Here is a 16,316-nt window from a genome sequence, read left to right as displayed (position 1 = left end):
CAGACCGAAATCAACGGAGGGGGGATTGCTCTCTTTTGGCGCCGCCCTTGAACCAGCGAAAGAGGATGGCCGTGACGGCGATAAGGAAGAGCACCAGAGAGGTAATGAGCAGCATGCGGGTCAGCAGTTCGCTATGGGCAACAAAAAAAGGCACCGTCATCGCCAACTTGCCCACCAGACTTAGACAAAGTGACCAGAGCACGGCGCTGGCGAAACTCGCCACGCACATGCGCAGCACGCTCAGGCGACCTATCCCCATCAGCATGGGGGTCAGCACCCGGACGAACGGAATAAAGCGGGAGGCAAACATGGCCAGAAAACCATACCGGTTCAGCAGCCGGGTCGCTTTGGGCAAACTGTCTGGCGGCAACATCCGCTCGATATGCTCCATAAAGCGGGTGCGCTGCAACGCCCTGCCCTGCAGATAGGCAAGCACGGAGCCAACCCCCGCCGCGAGCGGCAGATAGATGAGCGTCACTTCCGTCCCCAGAACGCCCATCCCCACCAGTCCACCAGCCAGCAGCACCAAGCTGTCTCCCGGCAGGGGGAGAAAGACAAACGCCGACTCCAGCAACAGCACCAGCATCAGACAACAGATGAGCATGGGCACCGCCTGCATCTGGATCAGGGCATCAAAGTCCTGATGCCAAATGGCCATCAACATATCCAGCATCTCTTACTCCCTACCACAACGTTCACCGTGAACGAGGCAGGGGTTATAGCACTCCCCCCATGAACAAAACGTTAATTTTGTCTCGCAGATCGAAAAAAATACGGCGAAATGGCGCCGTGCGGCAAAAAGAAAAAGCCCCTCATCTTGCGCGCACAAGGGAGAGGGGCAAACAGGCACAGAAAGGGGTTACTCGGCAGTAGCCATCTGCCAGGTTTTAAAGCCGCCGGAGAGGTTCTTCACTTTAAAGCCGTGCTGGCTCAACAGGCGGCAAGCGACGTGACCACGCAGCCCGACCTGACAGCTGATCAGCAGCTCTTTCTCTTTGGGTAACTCGTGCAGACGGCTGCGCAACTCATCGAGCGGGATATGCATGGCACCCGGAATGCGGCCCAGCTTGTCGAGCTCCGGGCCGTTGCGCACATCCACCACCTGCTGGTGAGGATGGCGAGCCTGCACCTCGGCCACGTGGCAGAGCAGGGTATCCCCCTTCAGGTGGTTGCTCGCCACAAACCCGGCCATGTTGATCACATCCTTGGCCGAGCCAAAGGGCGGCGCATAGGTGAGCTCCAGATCCTGCAGATCAAACACGGTCAGGCCAGCGCGCTGGGCTACCGCCAGCACGTCGATACGCTTGTCGATGCCATCCTTGCCCACTGCCTGGGCGCCGTAAATCTTGCCATCCGGGGCAAACAGCAGCTTGAGGCTGACCGGATGGGCACCCGGGTAGTAACCGGCGTGGCTGCCCGGATGGACATAGACCTTCTCGAACGGCAATCCCAGCTGCACCAGTCGCTTCTCGTTGAGGCCGGTGCTGGCCACCGCCAGATCGAACAGCTTGCAGATGGCTGTCCCTTGCGTCTTTTTGTAGGTTTCGGCTCGGCCCAGCATATTGTCGGCGGCGATGCGCCCCTGCCGGTTGGCCGGGCCTGCCAGCGGGATCAGCACAGATTCGCCGGTGACGAAGTCAATCTCCTCCACCGCATCCCCCACCGCATAGATAAAGGGATCCGAGGTGCGCATCCCGGCATCGACCTTGATGCCGCCGCGCGGCCCCAGCTCCAGCCCCGCCTTGGCGGCGAGCAGGGTTTCCGGTTTGACGCCGATGGCGAGGATCAAGAGACCGGTATCAAGATGGGAACCATCATTGAGGGTCAGGCGCAGGCCACCGCTGTTGGCGGTAGCCACGGCGGAGGTTTTCTCGGCAGGCAGATCCAGACTCTCGATGGCGGAGAGGCCGGTGCGCAGGCGCAGGTCGATCCCCTCTTCACGAATGCGGGCATGGAGCATGTTGGCCATCTCCTTGTCCACCGGCGCCATCACCTGATCGGAGAGCTCCAGCAGGGTGACATCCAGCTTGCGCTGGTGCAGCGCCTCCATCATCTCCAGTCCGATAAAGCCGCCGCCCACCACGGTCACGTGACGCGGTTGATCGTGGTGAAGAGAGGCCAGAATCCGGTCCATGTCGGGGATATTGCGCAGGGTATGCACCCGGGGGCTATCGATACCGGGGAAAGGCGGCCGGATCGGCGCAGCGCCCGGGCTCAGCAGCAACACGTCATAAGGTTCACGCTGCTCTTCACCGGTTTGCAGGTTGCGCACCAGCAATGCCTTGCCTGCCCTGTCTATCTCGATCACATCGTGAAAGACTCGCACATCGACGTTGAAACGGCGCTTGAAACTCTGGGGAGTCTGCAGCAGCAAGGCATCCCGATTGGGTATATCGCCACCTATGTGGTAGGGCAGACCGCAGTTGGCAAAGCTGACAAACTCGCCCCGCTCGAACATCACGATCTCCGCCTCTTCGCTCAGCCGGCGTGCTCTGGCGGCCGCCGATGCGCCCCCCGCAACCCCACCGATAATCAGGATCCGTTTCATCCGCAAGACTCCTCCTAGAAGATAACGACCAATAAATTAGCAATCTCTAATTTAGATTTCAATGAAATTTTGTTTCCCTCGATTTTGCAGTATTCTTGCAGCCACGACGGTTGCTTAACAGGATGTTGTTCGTTCATGTCGTCTACCGCTCTCAGTCATCTTCCCCCTGCCCTCCAGACTCCCCTTTTCTTTCGTCTGGATCTGCGCAGCCAACGGCTGGTCGCCCTGACCGACGTGATGCAAACGCCGCTCTACTGGCTCGACGAACCGCGCGCCCCCTGGCCTGCCCAACTGCCCGCCGATCTGCGCCTGCCCATCGAGCAGATGCTGGCCAATGGTCATGGCGGCAAACTCTCCCTGCGCTTTGGCGGCCAGCTATGGCACATCGCCATCGCCCATGAGCAGGATGGCTTCTGGCTTATCTGCCTGCAGCACCGCCATCTGGAGCCGGTCTCCGAGCTGGCGCTGCAACTGCCGCGCCTTAGCCAGATGGCGAGCCAGCAACAGTATGCTCTCCTGCTGGAAACCCTCAAGGATAGTCTGGGCGCCGATCGACTCATTCTCTGGCACTATCAGGCCAACGGCGATCTGGGCTGCGAGCAGCTCACTCCTGTCTTTACTCTGGGTGTTGATGGCATCTATCCCATTCGTGGCGACAGCCGCTATATCCGAGCCCTGCGCACCCGCAAATCCCTGAGCTTCTCGGAAGCGGCCCATCAGCCGATGCTGAGCAACCACCTCTATCTGGCCAGTGCCGGCGTCAGCTCGCGCCTCGACGGTGCCATGCTGGAGCAGGACAAGCTCTTTGGCGTGCTCAGCATCGAATATCTCGACCCGACTCCTCTTGGCGACGAGATGCTGCAACTGGTGCGTCACTGCGCCCAACTGCTTGGCCACTGGCAACCGGTGCAGGAGGAGAGCGCAAGCGACCTCGCCCTGCCTGCCGAGCTGCACCAGCTCACCGGCATCGACTACTGCAAAACGTTGCTGCAGTGGGCCAAAGCCGCCAGCGGTGCTCGTGCCGGCTGGATCGGCGAGTTCCAGCCACGGGGGCAGGATCTCTGGATCATTCCCCGCTGCGTCCTCAACGAGGAGACCTTCTCCGCCCTCAAGCCCCTGCAGATGGATCCGGGCCCCGGCAGGGAGTTGTTCCAGCACGGGCAGGCCATCTATGTGGAAGATCTGGCGCTGCGCTATCCCAAGGCACACCGTCTGCTGGCCCTCAATGCCAGGGCCTATATCGGGATCCCGCTGCACAACGCCGGGGGCACGCCGACCGGCCAGCTCACCCTGCTGCTCGACGAAACGCTGAGTGACCCGGAACCCCTGCTGGATCTCTTGAGCAGCCAGCACGAGCGTGCCGCCATCGAGCTCAAGCGCCTGGCTACCGACGACGCCCTGCGCCTGGCCGAAGTGGCCTTCAATACCCACGACGGCCTGCTGGTGATGGATCACAACGGCATCATCCTCAAGGTGAACCACTCCTTTACCCGCATCACCGGATTTGGCGAGGTGGAGGTGGTTGGCCACTCCATCCGCAAGCTGCGCCCCACCTACTACGGCGATCACCTGAAAGAGGATGTCAGCCGTGCCGTGGCCGAACAAGAGTTCTGGCTGGGTGAGGAGCGCTGCCTGCATCAGGATGGCCACCTCTTCCCGGTGCGCCTGATGGTGAGCGGCGTGAAGGATGAGCGGGGGGAACTCAGCCACTTCATCTGCAGCTTCTACGACATCACCGAGGAGAAAGAGGCGGCCAGACACATAGAGCAGCTCGCCTACTACGACGATCTCTGCGGCCTGCACAATCGCCGCAGCCTCAACACTATTTTGCAGCGCACGCTGGAGACGTCCGATGGCCAGTGGGGGGCATTACTGCTGGTCGATCTCGACAACTTCAAGTCGATCAACGACTCCCTCGGCCACGCCTGTGGCGATCTGCTGCTGCAGGCGGTGGTGCACCGCTTCAGGGAGCTGCCACAGGACAATCTGGTGCAGGCCCGCATCTCGGGGGATGAATTTGCCTTGCTCTTTACCCAGCTCGGGCAGGGTGAAGTGACCGCCAAAATTCTGGCAGAGCACTTCGCCCGCGAGTTGATGGGGCTGTTTCGCACCCCGTTCGAGATAGCCGATCACAAGCTGCACTGCAGCGCCTCGGTCGGGATCAGCCTCTTTGCCGGCAACGGCATGGATCACCTCACCCTGATGCAGCAGGCCGACACGGCCACTCACATGGCCAAGCGCGCCGGTCAGGGCAACTACGTCTTCTTTACCGAAGCGATGGCCGAGCAGGAGAAAAACCGCCTCACTCTCACCAACCAGTTGCGCGATGCGCTGCGCCACCACGAGCTGCAGTTGCACTACCAGCCGCAATATCGGGTGGATAACGGCACCCTCTCGGGGGTCGAGGCACTGCTGCGCTGGCAGCGCAGCGATGGCACCATGGTGCCCCCCGGCGAATTCATCCCCATCGCCGAGGAGACCAGCCTGATCCTCGAGATCGGCTACTGGGTGATGAAAACCGCCTGCGCGCAATACAGCTTCTGGCTCAACCGCGGCCTGCAGATCCCTCACCTGTCGGTCAACGTCAGTGCCCGCCAGTTCCACACCCAGGGCTTCGTGCAGCAGGTGGAGTACATTCTGCGCGATACCGGCATTCCGCCCTCCCGCCTGCTGCTGGAGGTGACCGAATCCGTGGTGCTGGAGAATCGCATCGAGAGCATCGCCCGCATGCGCCAGCTCAAGGAGCTCGGTATCCTCATCTCCATCGATGACTTTGGCACCGGCTACTCGTCACTCGCCTATCTACGGGATCTGCCCGCCGATGAGGTGAAGCTCGACAGAAGCTTCATCCAGACCCTGGTGCACAGCGAACAGGACAGGGCCATCGTCAAGGCAATCCTCGATCTGGCTCAGGTATTCCGCTTTACCGTCACCGCCGAAGGGGTGGAAGAGGAGGCGCAACTGGCCATTCTTCGAGAGCTGGGATGTCAGCATTATCAAGGGTTCCTCACCAGCCGCCCGCTCACCATCAGGGAGCTGGAACAGCTGCTGGACGGCAACGGGCCGGACTAAAGGTGTAGGATCAATAGGGGTTTATGTAATAAAATAACGGCCTGCTCGAATCGTTGGAGTTGTCTATGTCAGTCATTAACCGGATCCCTGCCGTTGAAATCAGTGAACAAGCCGAGAGTCACGGCGCCATTGGCCGGATCCATTCCGTTGAAACCTGCGGTACCGTCGACGGTCCGGGAATACGCTTTATCGTATTCATGCAAGGATGCCTGATGCGCTGCAAGTACTGCCACAACCGCGATACCTGGGATACCGAGGGTGGCCGCGAAGTGACAGTGCCGGAGTTGATGAGTGACATCACCAGCTATCGCCACTTCATGAATGCCTCCGGTGGCGGTGTGACCGCATCCGGCGGTGAAGCCATGCTGCAACCTGCTTTCATCACCGAACTCTTTACCGCCTGTAAAGAGAAAGGGATCCACACCTGCCTCGATACCAACGGCTTCGTCCGTCATCTCGACGAACAGGTGGACAGGCTGCTCGACCAGACCGATCTGGTGCTGCTCGACATCAAGCAGATCAATGACGAAAAACATATTCCGCTGACTCACGTCAGCAACAGGTACACCCTGGAGTTTGCCCGCTATCTGGCAGCCAAAGGCAAGACCATGTGGATCCGCTACGTGGTGGTGCCGACCTGGAGCGACGACGACGAGAGCGCCGAAGGGCTGGGGCAGTTCATCGCCGAGCTGGGCGAGAGCGTCGAGAAGGTGGAGCTGCTCCCCTATCACGAACTCGGCAAACACAAGTGGGATGTACTGGGTGATCCTTACGAGCTGAGCGGGATCAAGCCCCCCAGCAAGGAGACCATGGAGCGGGTCAAGGGGATCCTTGGCAAGTACCACAACAACGTGAAATATTGATGTGCAAGCAGGCTGACTCGTCAGCCTGCTCTGTTTTCGGGCGGCAGGGATCTGGCTGCCCGGCGTAATCTGACTGCCTCGTGAGTGAACGAATGATGAGTGAAGGACAACTCGCCGCTCTTCTGATCTGGCTGCTGCTACTGACTTTCAGCCTGCGCCGCCCCCTGTGGCAACTGCTTCATGACAACCCCCTCTATCAGCATCTGCTGCTGGGGAGCGCCATCGCCCTCATCCCGCTCTGGACGCTGCGCGCCGGTCTGCACGATGGACTGGAGGTGCATTTTCTCGGACTCACCACCCTCACCCTGCTGCTGGGCTGGCGGCTGGCCCTGCTTGCCCCCTGCCTGACCCTGCTGGTACTCGACTACTTTGGCGTCACCAATCTGGCCGACTTTGGCTGGCAGGCGCTGGTCGGCATTGCCCTGCCGGTGGCCAGTAGCTGGCTGCTGTTTCTGGCCAGCTGGGCCTGGCTGCCGCGCCATCTCTTTGTCTATATCTTCGTTGCCGCCTTTCTTGGCGGCGCCCTCGCCATCTCGGTCAAGGTGGCAGCCAGCGCCCTGTTGATGGGGATAAGCGGCAGCTACCCCTGGCATACCATCACGGCAGACTACCTCTCCATCTGGCCGCTGCTGCTTTTCCCCGAAGCCCTGCTCAACGGCATGGCGATGACGGTGCTGGCCATCTACCGCCCCCACTGGGTCAACACCTTCTTCGATCGCACCTATCTGGGCAAATAACTCCTTTTCCCCGATCTGCGCGCATAAAAAAGGAGAGGCCATGGCCTCTCCTTTTGCTATTCCGAATTGTGACAAATCCCGGCTTAGTGCAGCTTCAGGGTCGGACGCAGCACACGGTTGATGCGACCCACCAGCATGATGAGGCCGGTCTTGACGTAGCCATGCAGGGCGATCTGGTGCATCCGGTAGAGGGAGATGTAAACCAGACGGGCGATATAGCCTTCCACCATCATGGAGCCACGCATCAGGTTGCCCATCAGGCTGCCCACGGTGGAGAAGCGGCTGAGGGATACCAGTGAACCGTGGTCGTGGTAGAGGTAGGGCTTCATCTCGCCGCCGTTCATCTTGGCCAGAATGTTCTTGAACGCCTGGCTGGCCATCTGGTGGGCAGACTGGGCGCGCGGCGGCACGAACTTGCCATCCGGCTGCGGGCAGGCGGCGCAGTCACCGATGACGAAGATGTTCTCGTCACGGGTGGTCTGCAGGGTCTCTTTCACCACCAGCTGGTTGATGCGGTTGGTCTCAAGACCGGCGATATCCTTCATGAAATCCGGCGCCTTGATACCGGCAGCCCACACCATCAGGTCAGCTTCAATCAGCTCGCCATCCTTGGTATGCAGACCTTCGGCGGTCGCTTCGGTGATCATGGTAGCGGTACGCACGTCCACACCCAGCTTGACCAGCTCCTGATGAGCGGCGCCGCTGATGCGCTCCGGCAGGGCCGGCAGGATGCGGGGGCCCGCTTCCACCAGCGTCACCTTCAGACTGTCGGTGGTGAGGTTCTTGAAGCCGTAGGCATAGAGCTGCTCGACCGCGTTGTAGAGCTCGGCAGAGAGCTCGACGCCGGTGGCGCCGCCACCAACGATGGCAATCTTCACCTTGTCGCCCGGCTGATATTCGGTCGCGAACTGCAGGAAGCGGTTCATCATGCTGTTGTGGAAACGGTGCGCCTGGGAGGGGCTATCGAGGAAAATGCAGTGATCCTTGATGCCCTTGGTGTTGAAGTCATTGGAGACAGAGCCGATGGCCATCACCAGATAGTCGTAAGGCAGCTCGCGCTCGTTGACCACTATGTCGCCACTGTCGTCGTGGATCGGGGCCAGTACGATGCGTTTCTCGTCACGCTTGATATCGGTCAGGGTGCCGAGCTGGAAATCGAAACCGTGGTTTTTGGCGTGAGACTGATAGCTCAGGGCATCGATGCCCGCATCCATGGAGCCGGTGGCCACTTCGTGCAGCAGGGGCTTCCACAGGTGAGTGCGGTTACGATCGACCAGAGTGATCTTGGCCTTGTTCTTCTTGCCAAGCTTGCGACCCAGACTGGTGGCCAGCTCCAGACCACCGGCGCCGCCGCCTACAACGACAATATTCATCATGATGATTTTTCCTCGGTTCCTCAAAACGAAAGGGAGCCATTGGCTCCCTAAAACGAAATCGGTCGACGTGATGGATCAGGCTTCTTTGAAGGCCTTCATCCGCTGCAGATGGTGCGAGATGTTTTTGAACTTATGGGTCTCGCGATCATCCCACACGATGTCGTAATAGTTCTTCAATTCACGTTCAGTGTCCCGATTATCGCGCACTTCATCCTGAACGGAAAGGATGCACAGGCAGTTTCCTGAATTTTTCTTACGAAATTCAGTTACACACTTGGTGCCAATATCCTCGTACTCCTCCGGCCGGTCGATCTTGCCCTGCATGTTCTCTTCGGGGTGCAGATTGGGGTTGAAGATCACCTGACGAATGCCGCACAAAAAGCCGATGCGCTCGCTCCAGTAGCCGCCGAGTCCGACACCGCAGATGAGGGGCTTGGGATCTGTGCTCATGTCGAGCTGCTTCTTCACTTCCTTGAGCAGGTGGCTCATATCATGACGGGGGTGAACCGTGCTGTAGTGCACGAAACGCACATCATCATCAATAAACTGCAACTGCAGCACTTTCTCGTGATTGCCGGGGCTGGTGGCATCGAAGCCATGCAGGTAGATGATCATGGATAAGACCTCAGGATCTGTGTCGGTTTTATCGAAACTACCCCAGCGGCAGCCTCACGCGCCACCAAAACATCCAACTTTCTTGCTTTGGATCACGCCAGCCCCTGCAACAAGATGCTGCGCGGGAGCCCTTGCCCGGCACAATGCGCAGGCCAGCCCTATCAAAGTGAGAGGCGGTGGCCAAAAATGATACCGCCATTACCAATCTGAGACGTCCGGCGGCCCCCTTTATCCCTCTTCTTGTGCCTGATCCCGATCCGGATGTGATTGATCCCTCAAAAAAGCCAAACGTTTTCACCACCAGTCACGATTGAGCATGTTTTGTGCACTGACCATGGCCTGCACCGGATCCCTCCCTCCTGCTAATCCGGATGAGCTTGGCGATCCACGCACTCGATAACATCTGTGACCGGGAAAGCTACGGCTTTCGCTATCTTGCCCCTGCCCGTTGCCGGGGCTCGCCAAGGAGAGATCTGTTGATGAACGAGACCAATCCCCCCGCCTCCCGACCGGGAAAGCGAATACGTCCCGATGACGAAGTGGAGCGCATGCTCCCCGCTGGCCAGCTATTTACTCTCGGCCTGCAGCATGTGCTGGTGATGTATGCCGGCGCCGTCGCCGTCCCACTGGTGATAGGCGGCAGTCTGGGACTGCCCAAGGAGCAGATCTCCTACCTCATCAGTTCGGATCTCTTCTGCTGCGGCATCGTCACCCTGCTGCAGTGTGTCGGTATCGGGCGTTTCGCCGGGATCCGGCTACCGGTCATCATGTCGGTCACCTTTGCCGCCGTGATGCCCATGCTGGCCATCGGTGCCAATCCGGATCTGGGGCTCACTGGCATCTTCGGCGCCACCATAGCCGCGGGTATCATCTCGACCCTGCTGGTGCCCCTGATAGGTCGGTTGATGCCGCTCTTCCCCACCGTGGTAACCGGGGTGGTCATCACGTCCATCGGCATCAGCATCATGCAGGTGGGGATCGACTGGATGGCGGGGGGCAAGGGCAACCCCGAATATGGCAGCCTGCGCTATATCGGCACCAGCTTTGTGGTGCTCGCCTTCATTCTGGCTGTGACCCGCTTCACCAAAGGTTTTTTCAGCAATATCTCGGTGCTGCTCGGGATCATCTTCGGCTTCATAGTCGCCATCGCCATGGGGGAGGTGAGTCTCGACGGTCTTGGTGAGGCGGCCTGGTTTGCCCCCATAGTACCGTTCGCGTTTGGTTGGCCCACCTTCGATCCCATCTCCATCGCCACCCTGACGGTGATCATGCTCATTACCTTTATCGAGTCGATGGGGATGTTTCTGGCGCTCGGTGACATCGTTGGTCACCCGGCCAGCCGCGGCGACATAGTGCGCGGGCTGCGGGTGGATGCCATTGGCACCATCATAGGCGGTGTATTCAACAGCTTCCCCCACACCTCCTTCTCCCAGAATATCGGGTTGGTGAGCGTGACCGGGGTATCGAGTCGCTGGGTCTGCGTCATGTCAGGGGGGATCCTGCTCGCCTTTGGCCTTGTCCCCAAGATGTCGGTGATGGTCGCCTCCATCCCTCCCTTCGTGCTGGGGGGCGCAGGCATAGTGATGTTCGGCATGGTGCTGGCCACCGGGATCCGCATTCTGGCGCGGGCCGACTACAACACCAACCGCCACAATCTCTATATCGTCGCCATCAGCCTCGGGATCGGCATGATCCCGACCGTCTCCGGCTCTTTCTTCCAGCATTTCCCGGCGGCACTGCAGCCGCTGTTTCATAGCGGCATTCTGCTGGCCACCATCAGCTCGGTAGTGCTCAACCTCTTCTTCAACGGCTACCAACCGGATCTGACCCACCAGACCAAGCCATTGCTGGTCGGCCCGGTCAAACCGAAGCAGGAGCAGGCATAACCAACAGGCCCCGGACATCGGTCCGGGGCCTGTCACTCACATCACCGCTTACCCAATCAGGCTGGCAGCTGTGCGAAGCGCTCTACCGCCTGCGCCACCTGAGCCAGACTCCCCTGCCAGAAGGCCGACTGGCGAATATCCTGCCCCAGATGTTTTGCCACCAGCGCCTCGGCGCTCATGCGGCCGGTATCGCGCAGCAGGTCGCGGTACGCCTGCGCCACATTGTCGTCTCCCGCCGCCTTGCGACTCATCAGTTGCTCATACACGCCGAGGCTGAAGAGATAACCGAACAGATAGGGATAGTTGTAAAAACCCAGCCCGGCGATGGAGAAGTGCGCCTTGGCCGCCCAGAACATGGGGTGATAGCGGCAGAGGCTCTTCTCATACCAGCGTCCCCACGCCTCATCGGTCAGCGCCTTGAGGCGGGCCGGCGCAACATAGCCATGCTCCCGCTCGGCCACCAGCGCCCGCTCGAAGTCGAAACGGGCCGGGATATTGACCAGGAAGGTTGCTGCGCCATCGGCCTCGGCCCAGGCGATCGCCAACTGCTCTTCGGGACTTTCTGCCTGCTCGAACAGGGCGCTGCGCACCAGAGTCTCGGCAAAGATGGAGGCCGTTTCGGCCAACGTCATGGGATAGCTGCGCTGACTCATCGGCAGATCGCGGATCACCCAGTTGTGCCAGGCGTGGCCCAGCTCATGGGCCAGCGTAATGACGTTGTCCATGGTGCCGGCATAGGTGACGAAGACCCGCGGCTCGACCGGTTCGGCAAATTTGGTGCAGTAGGCACCGGTGCGGCGATTTGGCGTAGGGGCCGCATCGATCCACCCCTTCTCGGCCATCATCCGGGCAAACGCCCCCATCTCGGGATCGAAACGGCTAAAGGCATCGGCAATCAGCTCGATCGCCTCCTCGAACGGGATCTCGCGGCTGCTGGCAGCCGGAGGCGGCGCAAAGAGATCCTCGGCCCCCGGATCGTCGATGCCAAGGCGTGCGGCCATCAGCTCCAGCGCCCGCTGACCAAGGGTTCGGGCCTGCCAGGTCTCGCTCATCAGCGTATCCAGGGTGGCGCGCTCGATATGGCTCTGATGACAGGAGAGATCGAGCGCATCGAGCTGCCGCTCACTGCCGCGCTGACGCGAGAGCTCCAGCCGCCAGCCGTTGATGGCGTTGAGGATGGCGGCCACCGTCTCCTGCTCTCCCTCCCAGCCAGCGCTGATAGCATCAAATGCTTCCCGGCGCAGGGAGCGCAGTGGGCTGGAGAGCAGATTGCTCGCCTCCGCCAATCCCATCTCGCGGCCATCGATCACCAGCCGGATCTTGCCCACCAGATCGTTGTAGAGGTTGCCCCAGGCGTGCAGACCATCGGTACCAAGACCGATCACCAGCTGCTCTGCCGCCACCGGCAGACGCTGATCCTGCAATCTGCGTTCGTGACGCAGGCGATACTCCTCCTCACCAAGCAGGGGATCCGCCATCAACAGACCAAATTCGGCCTCCGGTAGCGCCAACATCAGGTCTTCCACCGGCGCCAGCGTCTTGAACAGGTCGGCATTGAGGGCGCGAGCACGGGATGCCAGCTGCTTGGCCTGGGTATCGCGAGCATCCTGACTGCCCCGGCAGGCCGCCAGAATCGCCACGTTCCAGCCGATATGACGAATGCGGCGGGCACGCAGGCGCACCTCCCGCAGGCAATCTTGCCGCGCCTCCCCCGCAAGGTCGGCCAGATTGGCGACCAGTGCCGCCAGTGGTGCAAGGGCAGCACGGGCCTCGGCCATGTCGGACTCAAGCTCGGGACTGTCGAGAGCAGGATAGATATGATTGTTGTGCCACTGCTGAAGGTATCGGGTTGCTTGCATTGAAGGCTCGTTTTGAAGATGTCAAACAGGGAGAGATGGCCGCCAGCGCTTCTCGCTGGCGGCCCCGAAAGATAATGCAGACGCTTATTTGGCTGGCTTGAGTTTGCTTATCAGCGTCATCGCCAGCACCAGCAGCAGGCCAGCCACCACACCGGCCACCGCGTTGAGCAGAGTCGGCGTCACTACTGCCAGTACGGCCCCCACAGTGGGCAGAGTGGCGACAACAGCTGCGGCGCCTTCAATGAGGTGATGGGCAAAAGGCCAACCATGCACCAGAATGCCGCCGCCCACCATAAACATGGCGATCGTCCCCACCAGCGCCAGCAGATGCATCAGCTTGGGCGCCGTACTCAGCAGTCCCTGCCCGACCGAACGGCGCAGTGCCCCGCCATCCGGCTTTTTCAGGAGGTGCAGGCCGATATCATCGAGCTTGACGATAAGCCCCACCAAACCATAAACCCCGATGGTCATCAGCAGTGCGATACCCGCCACCACCGAGAGCTGCAGGGCGATGCTCGCCCCCTGTACTGTGCCAAGAGCGATGACGATGATCTCGGCGGAGAGGATAAAGTCGGTGCGGATCGCCCCCTTCACCTTCTGCTGCTCGAAGGCCACCAGATCGTCAGGAATGGGGCCAGCATGATGCTCTCCCTCCTCCTGATGAGGCAAAAACTTGTGCGCCAGCTTCTCGGCACCTTCAAAGCAGAGGTAGGCGCCCCCCAGCATCAAGAGCGGGGTGATGAGCCAGGGCACCAGGGCACTGATGGCGATGGCGGCGGGCACCAGAATCAACTTGTTGCGAAATGAGCCCTTGGCCACCGCCCACACCACCGGCAGCTCCCGCTCGGCACGCACTCCGGAGACCTGCTCCGCATTGAGGGCAAGATCGTCCCCCAGCACCCCGGCGGTCTTCTTCGCCGCCATCTTGGTCATCAGTGCCACATCATCAAGCACGCTGGCAATATCGTCGAGCAGGGCCAACAAACTGGTTCCGGCCATATCAGAGATTCCTTATATCAGTGAGAACAACCCCGGGAGAGAGGTGTGCGGTCTGATGACCACCTGAGTCAGCAGGGCCACCTCATGGCGATGGCAGGCCATCATCAGCCGCGCCAGGCAACCGTCGCTCGCCATCTGGGGTTACTTCTTTCGGGCAAAAGATGGCACAGTGTAACGAGAAGCTACCGTTTCGGCAGCACCCCGGAGCCATTTGTTATTGGCCCTCCTCAACACACCAGCAAGGAGTCCCCATGCAACCCTGGCAACCTCTGCTCGATTTCTGGTTTGGCGACCCAACCGACGATGCCCTGCGTGCCAAACGACAAGCCCCGCTCTGGTGGGGCAAAAGTAGCGAGACCGATGCCCTGCTGGCCCGGCGCTTTGGCGCGCAGGCAGAGGCGGCCGCCAACGGGGATCTGGCCGACTGGACCGATCAGCCCCACGGCAGGCTGGCGCTGATCCTGCTGCTCGACCAGTTGCCACGCAATATCCATCGCGGCACACCCACCGCCTTTGCCCGGGATCCGCTCGCCCGCGAGCAGTGCCTCAAAGGCCTATCCCTTGGCATGGATCGGCAACTCTCGCCGCTGGAGCGGGTCTTCTTCTATCTGCCGCTGGAACACGCGGAGTCCCGCGAGCAGCAAGCCAGAAGCGTGGCCCTGTTTGAAGAGCTGGCGGCCGAGCAGGCGCATTCCGCAGCGAACGAGACCTTCGCAGGCTTTGCCGACTTTGCCCGCCGCCATCAGATGATCATCGAACGCTTTGGTCGCTTCCCCCACCGCAACGTCACCCTTGGTCGCACCTCGACGCCGGAAGAGGCTGCGTTTTTGCTGCAACCCGGTTCGGGCTTCTAAACCGGCCAGCCATAAAAAAATCCCCGCCATGGTCATGACGGGGATTTCTCTTTGCACCGGCCAACCCTCTGGTCAGCTCAAGCCATGGTTATGCCTTGGCGGGAGCACTCTCGCCCAGCTCTTCGGTCTCGCCCAGACTGTCTTCGGTCTTGGCGACCACGCTGGCTGCGATGGCGTTGCCCAGCACGTTGGTGGCAGAGCGACCCATATCGAGGAAGTGGTCGATACCCAGCAGCAGCAGGATGCCCGCTTCCGGGATATGGAACTGGTTCAGGGTTGCAGCAATCACCACCAGAGAAGCGCGCGGCACCCCGGCCATCCCCTTGGAGGTGACCATCAGCAGCAGCAGCATGGTGATCTGCTGGGCGGTGGAGAGCTCGATGCCATAAGCCTGCGCGATGAACATCACCGCGAAGGTGCAGTACATCATGGAGCCGTCGAGGTTGAAGGAGTAACCCATCGGCAGCACGAAACTGGCGATGCGTTTGTCACAACCGAACTTCTCCAGACGATCCAGGGTCTTCGGATAGGCCGCTTCAGAGCTGGCAGTAGAGAAGGCGAGCAGGATGGGTTCGCGGATCATCGCCAGCAGCTTGATGATGCGGCCACGCAGGAAGGCGCCCCCCATGGCGATCAGCAGCAGCCAGAGGCAGCCAAGGGCGATGTAGAACTGGGCCATGAAGCTGCCGTAGGTAACCAGAATACCCAGCCCCTCTTTGGCCACCATGGCGGCAATGGCGCCAAACACGGCGAACGGTGCAAAGTTCATCACATAGCCGGTCACTTTCAGCATGATCTCGGCAGCACTGGCCATCAGCACCACCACCGGTTTGGCCAGATCGCCCAGCGCCGCAGCGGCCAGACCAAAGAACAGGGAGAAGACCACGATCTGCAGGATCTCGTTGGTGGCCATCGCCTCGACCACGCTTTTCGGAATGGCGTGGGTCACGAAATCTTTCAGGGTAATCGCGCCGGCAGAGATGCCAGAGGTAGCGGCATCATTGGGCAGGGAGAGAGAGAGACCCACACCCGGCTGCATCAGGGTGACCATCACCAGACCCAGGCTCAGGGAGAGCAAGGAGGCCAGCATGAACCAGCCGAGGGTTTTGGCACCGATACGACCCACAGTGCGGGTATCGCCCATCTTGGCGATGCCGACCACCAGGGTGGTGAAGACCAATGGCGCGATGATCATCTTGATCAGTCGCAGGAAGATATCGGTCAGGATCGTGATGTTGTTTGCAAAGTCTGCCGCCTGATCGGCAGCAAACAGGCGATAGCCCTGGCCGGTAAGGATGCCAAGCAACATCGAAATGAGGATGGCGACCGTCAGTTTATTCATTTTCATGGGGGAGTCCCGGTTTTGATTGGTGCAAGCCGTTGACAGTGGCATGGGAGCCACTACAGTCCGTTTTTGTGATCCGAGCCGTTGATTCCTGGCGGCTGGTATGCTGGGAGAATGCCTAAAAGCAGGGGGTAAATCTAGAGGCTTACTCCAGAATTTTAT

General features: G+C 60.4%; 12 protein-coding genes. 5 read left to right on the top strand and 7 right to left on the bottom strand.

From position 1 onward, the window contains the following. Positions 1–10 precede the first annotated feature (10 nt). Complete coding sequence (locus AAHA39_RS00625) at positions 11–673, bottom strand: DedA family protein (RefSeq protein WP_182927663.1); 663 nt, start codon at positions 671–673, stop codon at positions 11–13. A gap of 186 nt (positions 674–859) precedes the next feature. Beyond that, positions 860–2,548 (bottom strand): FAD-dependent oxidoreductase, encoded by a 1,689-nt coding sequence (locus AAHA39_RS00620; protein WP_320655853.1) that lies wholly within the window; start codon positions 2,546–2,548, stop codon positions 860–862. Between the two features lie 135 nt (positions 2,549–2,683). Here AAHA39_RS00620 and AAHA39_RS00615 point away from each other — a divergent pair, with 135 nt between their 5' ends. The 3 genes from AAHA39_RS00615 to AAHA39_RS00605 all read left to right on the top strand — a co-directional run bounded on the left by AAHA39_RS00615 (position 2,684) and on the right by AAHA39_RS00605 (position 7,220). Further along, a complete protein-coding gene (locus tag AAHA39_RS00615; protein WP_209298267.1) occupies positions 2,684–5,620 on the top strand; it encodes a sensor domain-containing phosphodiesterase in 2,937 nt (978 codons plus the stop codon). A gap of 65 nt (positions 5,621–5,685) precedes the next feature. Next, complete coding sequence (pflA, locus tag AAHA39_RS00610; RefSeq protein ID WP_320655854.1) at positions 5,686–6,483, top strand: pyruvate formate lyase 1-activating protein; 798 nt, start codon at positions 5,686–5,688, stop codon at positions 6,481–6,483. A gap of 95 nt (positions 6,484–6,578) precedes the next feature. Then, positions 6,579–7,220 (top strand): energy-coupling factor ABC transporter permease, encoded by a 642-nt coding sequence (locus AAHA39_RS00605; RefSeq protein ID WP_042033493.1) that lies wholly within the window; start codon positions 6,579–6,581, stop codon positions 7,218–7,220. Between the two features lie 83 nt (positions 7,221–7,303). Here AAHA39_RS00605 and AAHA39_RS00600 read toward each other — a convergent pair whose 3' ends face one another. Together AAHA39_RS00600 and ycfP are read right to left on the bottom strand one after the other, a co-directional pair. Beyond that, positions 7,304–8,596, bottom strand: a complete 1,293-nt coding sequence (locus AAHA39_RS00600) for an NAD(P)/FAD-dependent oxidoreductase (RefSeq protein WP_041209916.1) — start codon at positions 8,594–8,596, stop codon at positions 7,304–7,306. A 75-nt stretch (positions 8,597–8,671) separates the two neighbouring features. Then, positions 8,672–9,211, bottom strand: coding sequence for an alpha/beta hydrolase YcfP (ycfP, locus tag AAHA39_RS00595; protein ID WP_033113393.1), 540 nt, complete (start codon positions 9,209–9,211; stop codon positions 8,672–8,674). Positions 9,212–9,690: 479 nt separating this feature from the next. Between ycfP and AAHA39_RS00590 the strand changes: the two genes are divergently transcribed. After that, entirely contained in the window at positions 9,691–11,097 is a 1,407-nt protein-coding gene (locus tag AAHA39_RS00590) for a nucleobase:cation symporter-2 family protein (protein ID WP_320655855.1), read from the top strand. A gap of 56 nt (positions 11,098–11,153) precedes the next feature. Here the strand turns inward: AAHA39_RS00590 and AAHA39_RS00585 are convergent, their stop codons facing one another. Both AAHA39_RS00585 and AAHA39_RS00580 read right to left on the bottom strand, forming a co-directional pair. After that, the gene (locus AAHA39_RS00585; RefSeq protein WP_320655856.1) at positions 11,154–12,956 is read right to left on the bottom strand and encodes a M3 family oligoendopeptidase; all 1,803 of its coding nucleotides are present in this window, start codon (positions 12,954–12,956) and stop codon (positions 11,154–11,156) included. Positions 12,957–13,040: 84 nt separating this feature from the next. Further along, the gene (locus AAHA39_RS00580; protein WP_201967566.1) at positions 13,041–13,955 is read right to left on the bottom strand and encodes a DUF808 domain-containing protein; all 915 of its coding nucleotides are present in this window, start codon (positions 13,953–13,955) and stop codon (positions 13,041–13,043) included. 251 nt (positions 13,956–14,206) lie between these two features. Here AAHA39_RS00580 and AAHA39_RS00575 point away from each other — a divergent pair, with 251 nt between their 5' ends. Next, positions 14,207–14,809 (top strand): DUF924 family protein, encoded by a 603-nt coding sequence (locus AAHA39_RS00575; RefSeq protein ID WP_320655857.1) that lies wholly within the window; start codon positions 14,207–14,209, stop codon positions 14,807–14,809. Positions 14,810–14,897: 88 nt separating this feature from the next. Here the strand turns inward: AAHA39_RS00575 and AAHA39_RS00570 are convergent, their stop codons facing one another. Next, a complete protein-coding gene (locus tag AAHA39_RS00570; protein ID WP_033113388.1) occupies positions 14,898–16,157 on the bottom strand; it encodes a dicarboxylate/amino acid:cation symporter in 1,260 nt (419 codons plus the stop codon). Positions 16,158–16,316: the final 159 nt, after the last annotated feature.

Origin of the sequence: Aeromonas sp. SE22, assembly GCF_038739755.1 — a bacterium.
Lineage (GTDB): Bacteria > Pseudomonadota > Gammaproteobacteria > Enterobacterales > Aeromonadaceae > Aeromonas > Aeromonas jandaei.
The sequence above is the reverse complement of the archived record's forward strand: the minus strand, read 5'-3'. Positions and strand labels throughout refer to the sequence as shown.

What these genes read in the sequence shown, in the direction of transcription:
- AAHA39_RS00625 (WP_182927663.1), bottom strand. Translation starts at nt 673, where the DNA reads ATGCTGGATATGTTGATGGCCATTTGGCATCAGGACTTTGATGCCCTG.
- AAHA39_RS00620 (WP_320655853.1), bottom strand. Translation starts at nt 2,548, where the DNA reads ATGAAACGGATCCTGATTATCGGTGGGGTTGCGGGGGGCGCATCGGCG.
- AAHA39_RS00615 (WP_209298267.1), top strand. Translation starts at nt 2,684, where the DNA reads ATGTCGTCTACCGCTCTCAGTCATCTTCCCCCTGCCCTCCAGACTCCC.
- pflA (WP_320655854.1), top strand. Translation starts at nt 5,686, where the DNA reads ATGTCAGTCATTAACCGGATCCCTGCCGTTGAAATCAGTGAACAAGCC.
- AAHA39_RS00605 (WP_042033493.1), top strand. Translation starts at nt 6,579, where the DNA reads ATGAGTGAAGGACAACTCGCCGCTCTTCTGATCTGGCTGCTGCTACTG.
- AAHA39_RS00600 (WP_041209916.1), bottom strand. Translation starts at nt 8,596, where the DNA reads ATGATGAATATTGTCGTTGTAGGCGGCGGCGCCGGTGGTCTGGAGCTG.
- ycfP (WP_033113393.1), bottom strand. Translation starts at nt 9,211, where the DNA reads ATGATCATCTACCTGCATGGCTTCGATGCCACCAGCCCCGGCAATCAC.
- AAHA39_RS00590 (WP_320655855.1), top strand. Translation starts at nt 9,691, where the DNA reads ATGAACGAGACCAATCCCCCCGCCTCCCGACCGGGAAAGCGAATACGT.
- AAHA39_RS00585 (WP_320655856.1), bottom strand. Translation starts at nt 12,956, where the DNA reads ATGCAAGCAACCCGATACCTTCAGCAGTGGCACAACAATCATATCTAT.
- AAHA39_RS00580 (WP_201967566.1), bottom strand. Translation starts at nt 13,955, where the DNA reads ATGGCCGGAACCAGTTTGTTGGCCCTGCTCGACGATATTGCCAGCGTG.
- AAHA39_RS00575 (WP_320655857.1), top strand. Translation starts at nt 14,207, where the DNA reads ATGCAACCCTGGCAACCTCTGCTCGATTTCTGGTTTGGCGACCCAACC.
- AAHA39_RS00570 (WP_033113388.1), bottom strand. Translation starts at nt 16,157, where the DNA reads ATGAAAATGAATAAACTGACGGTCGCCATCCTCATTTCGATGTTGCTT.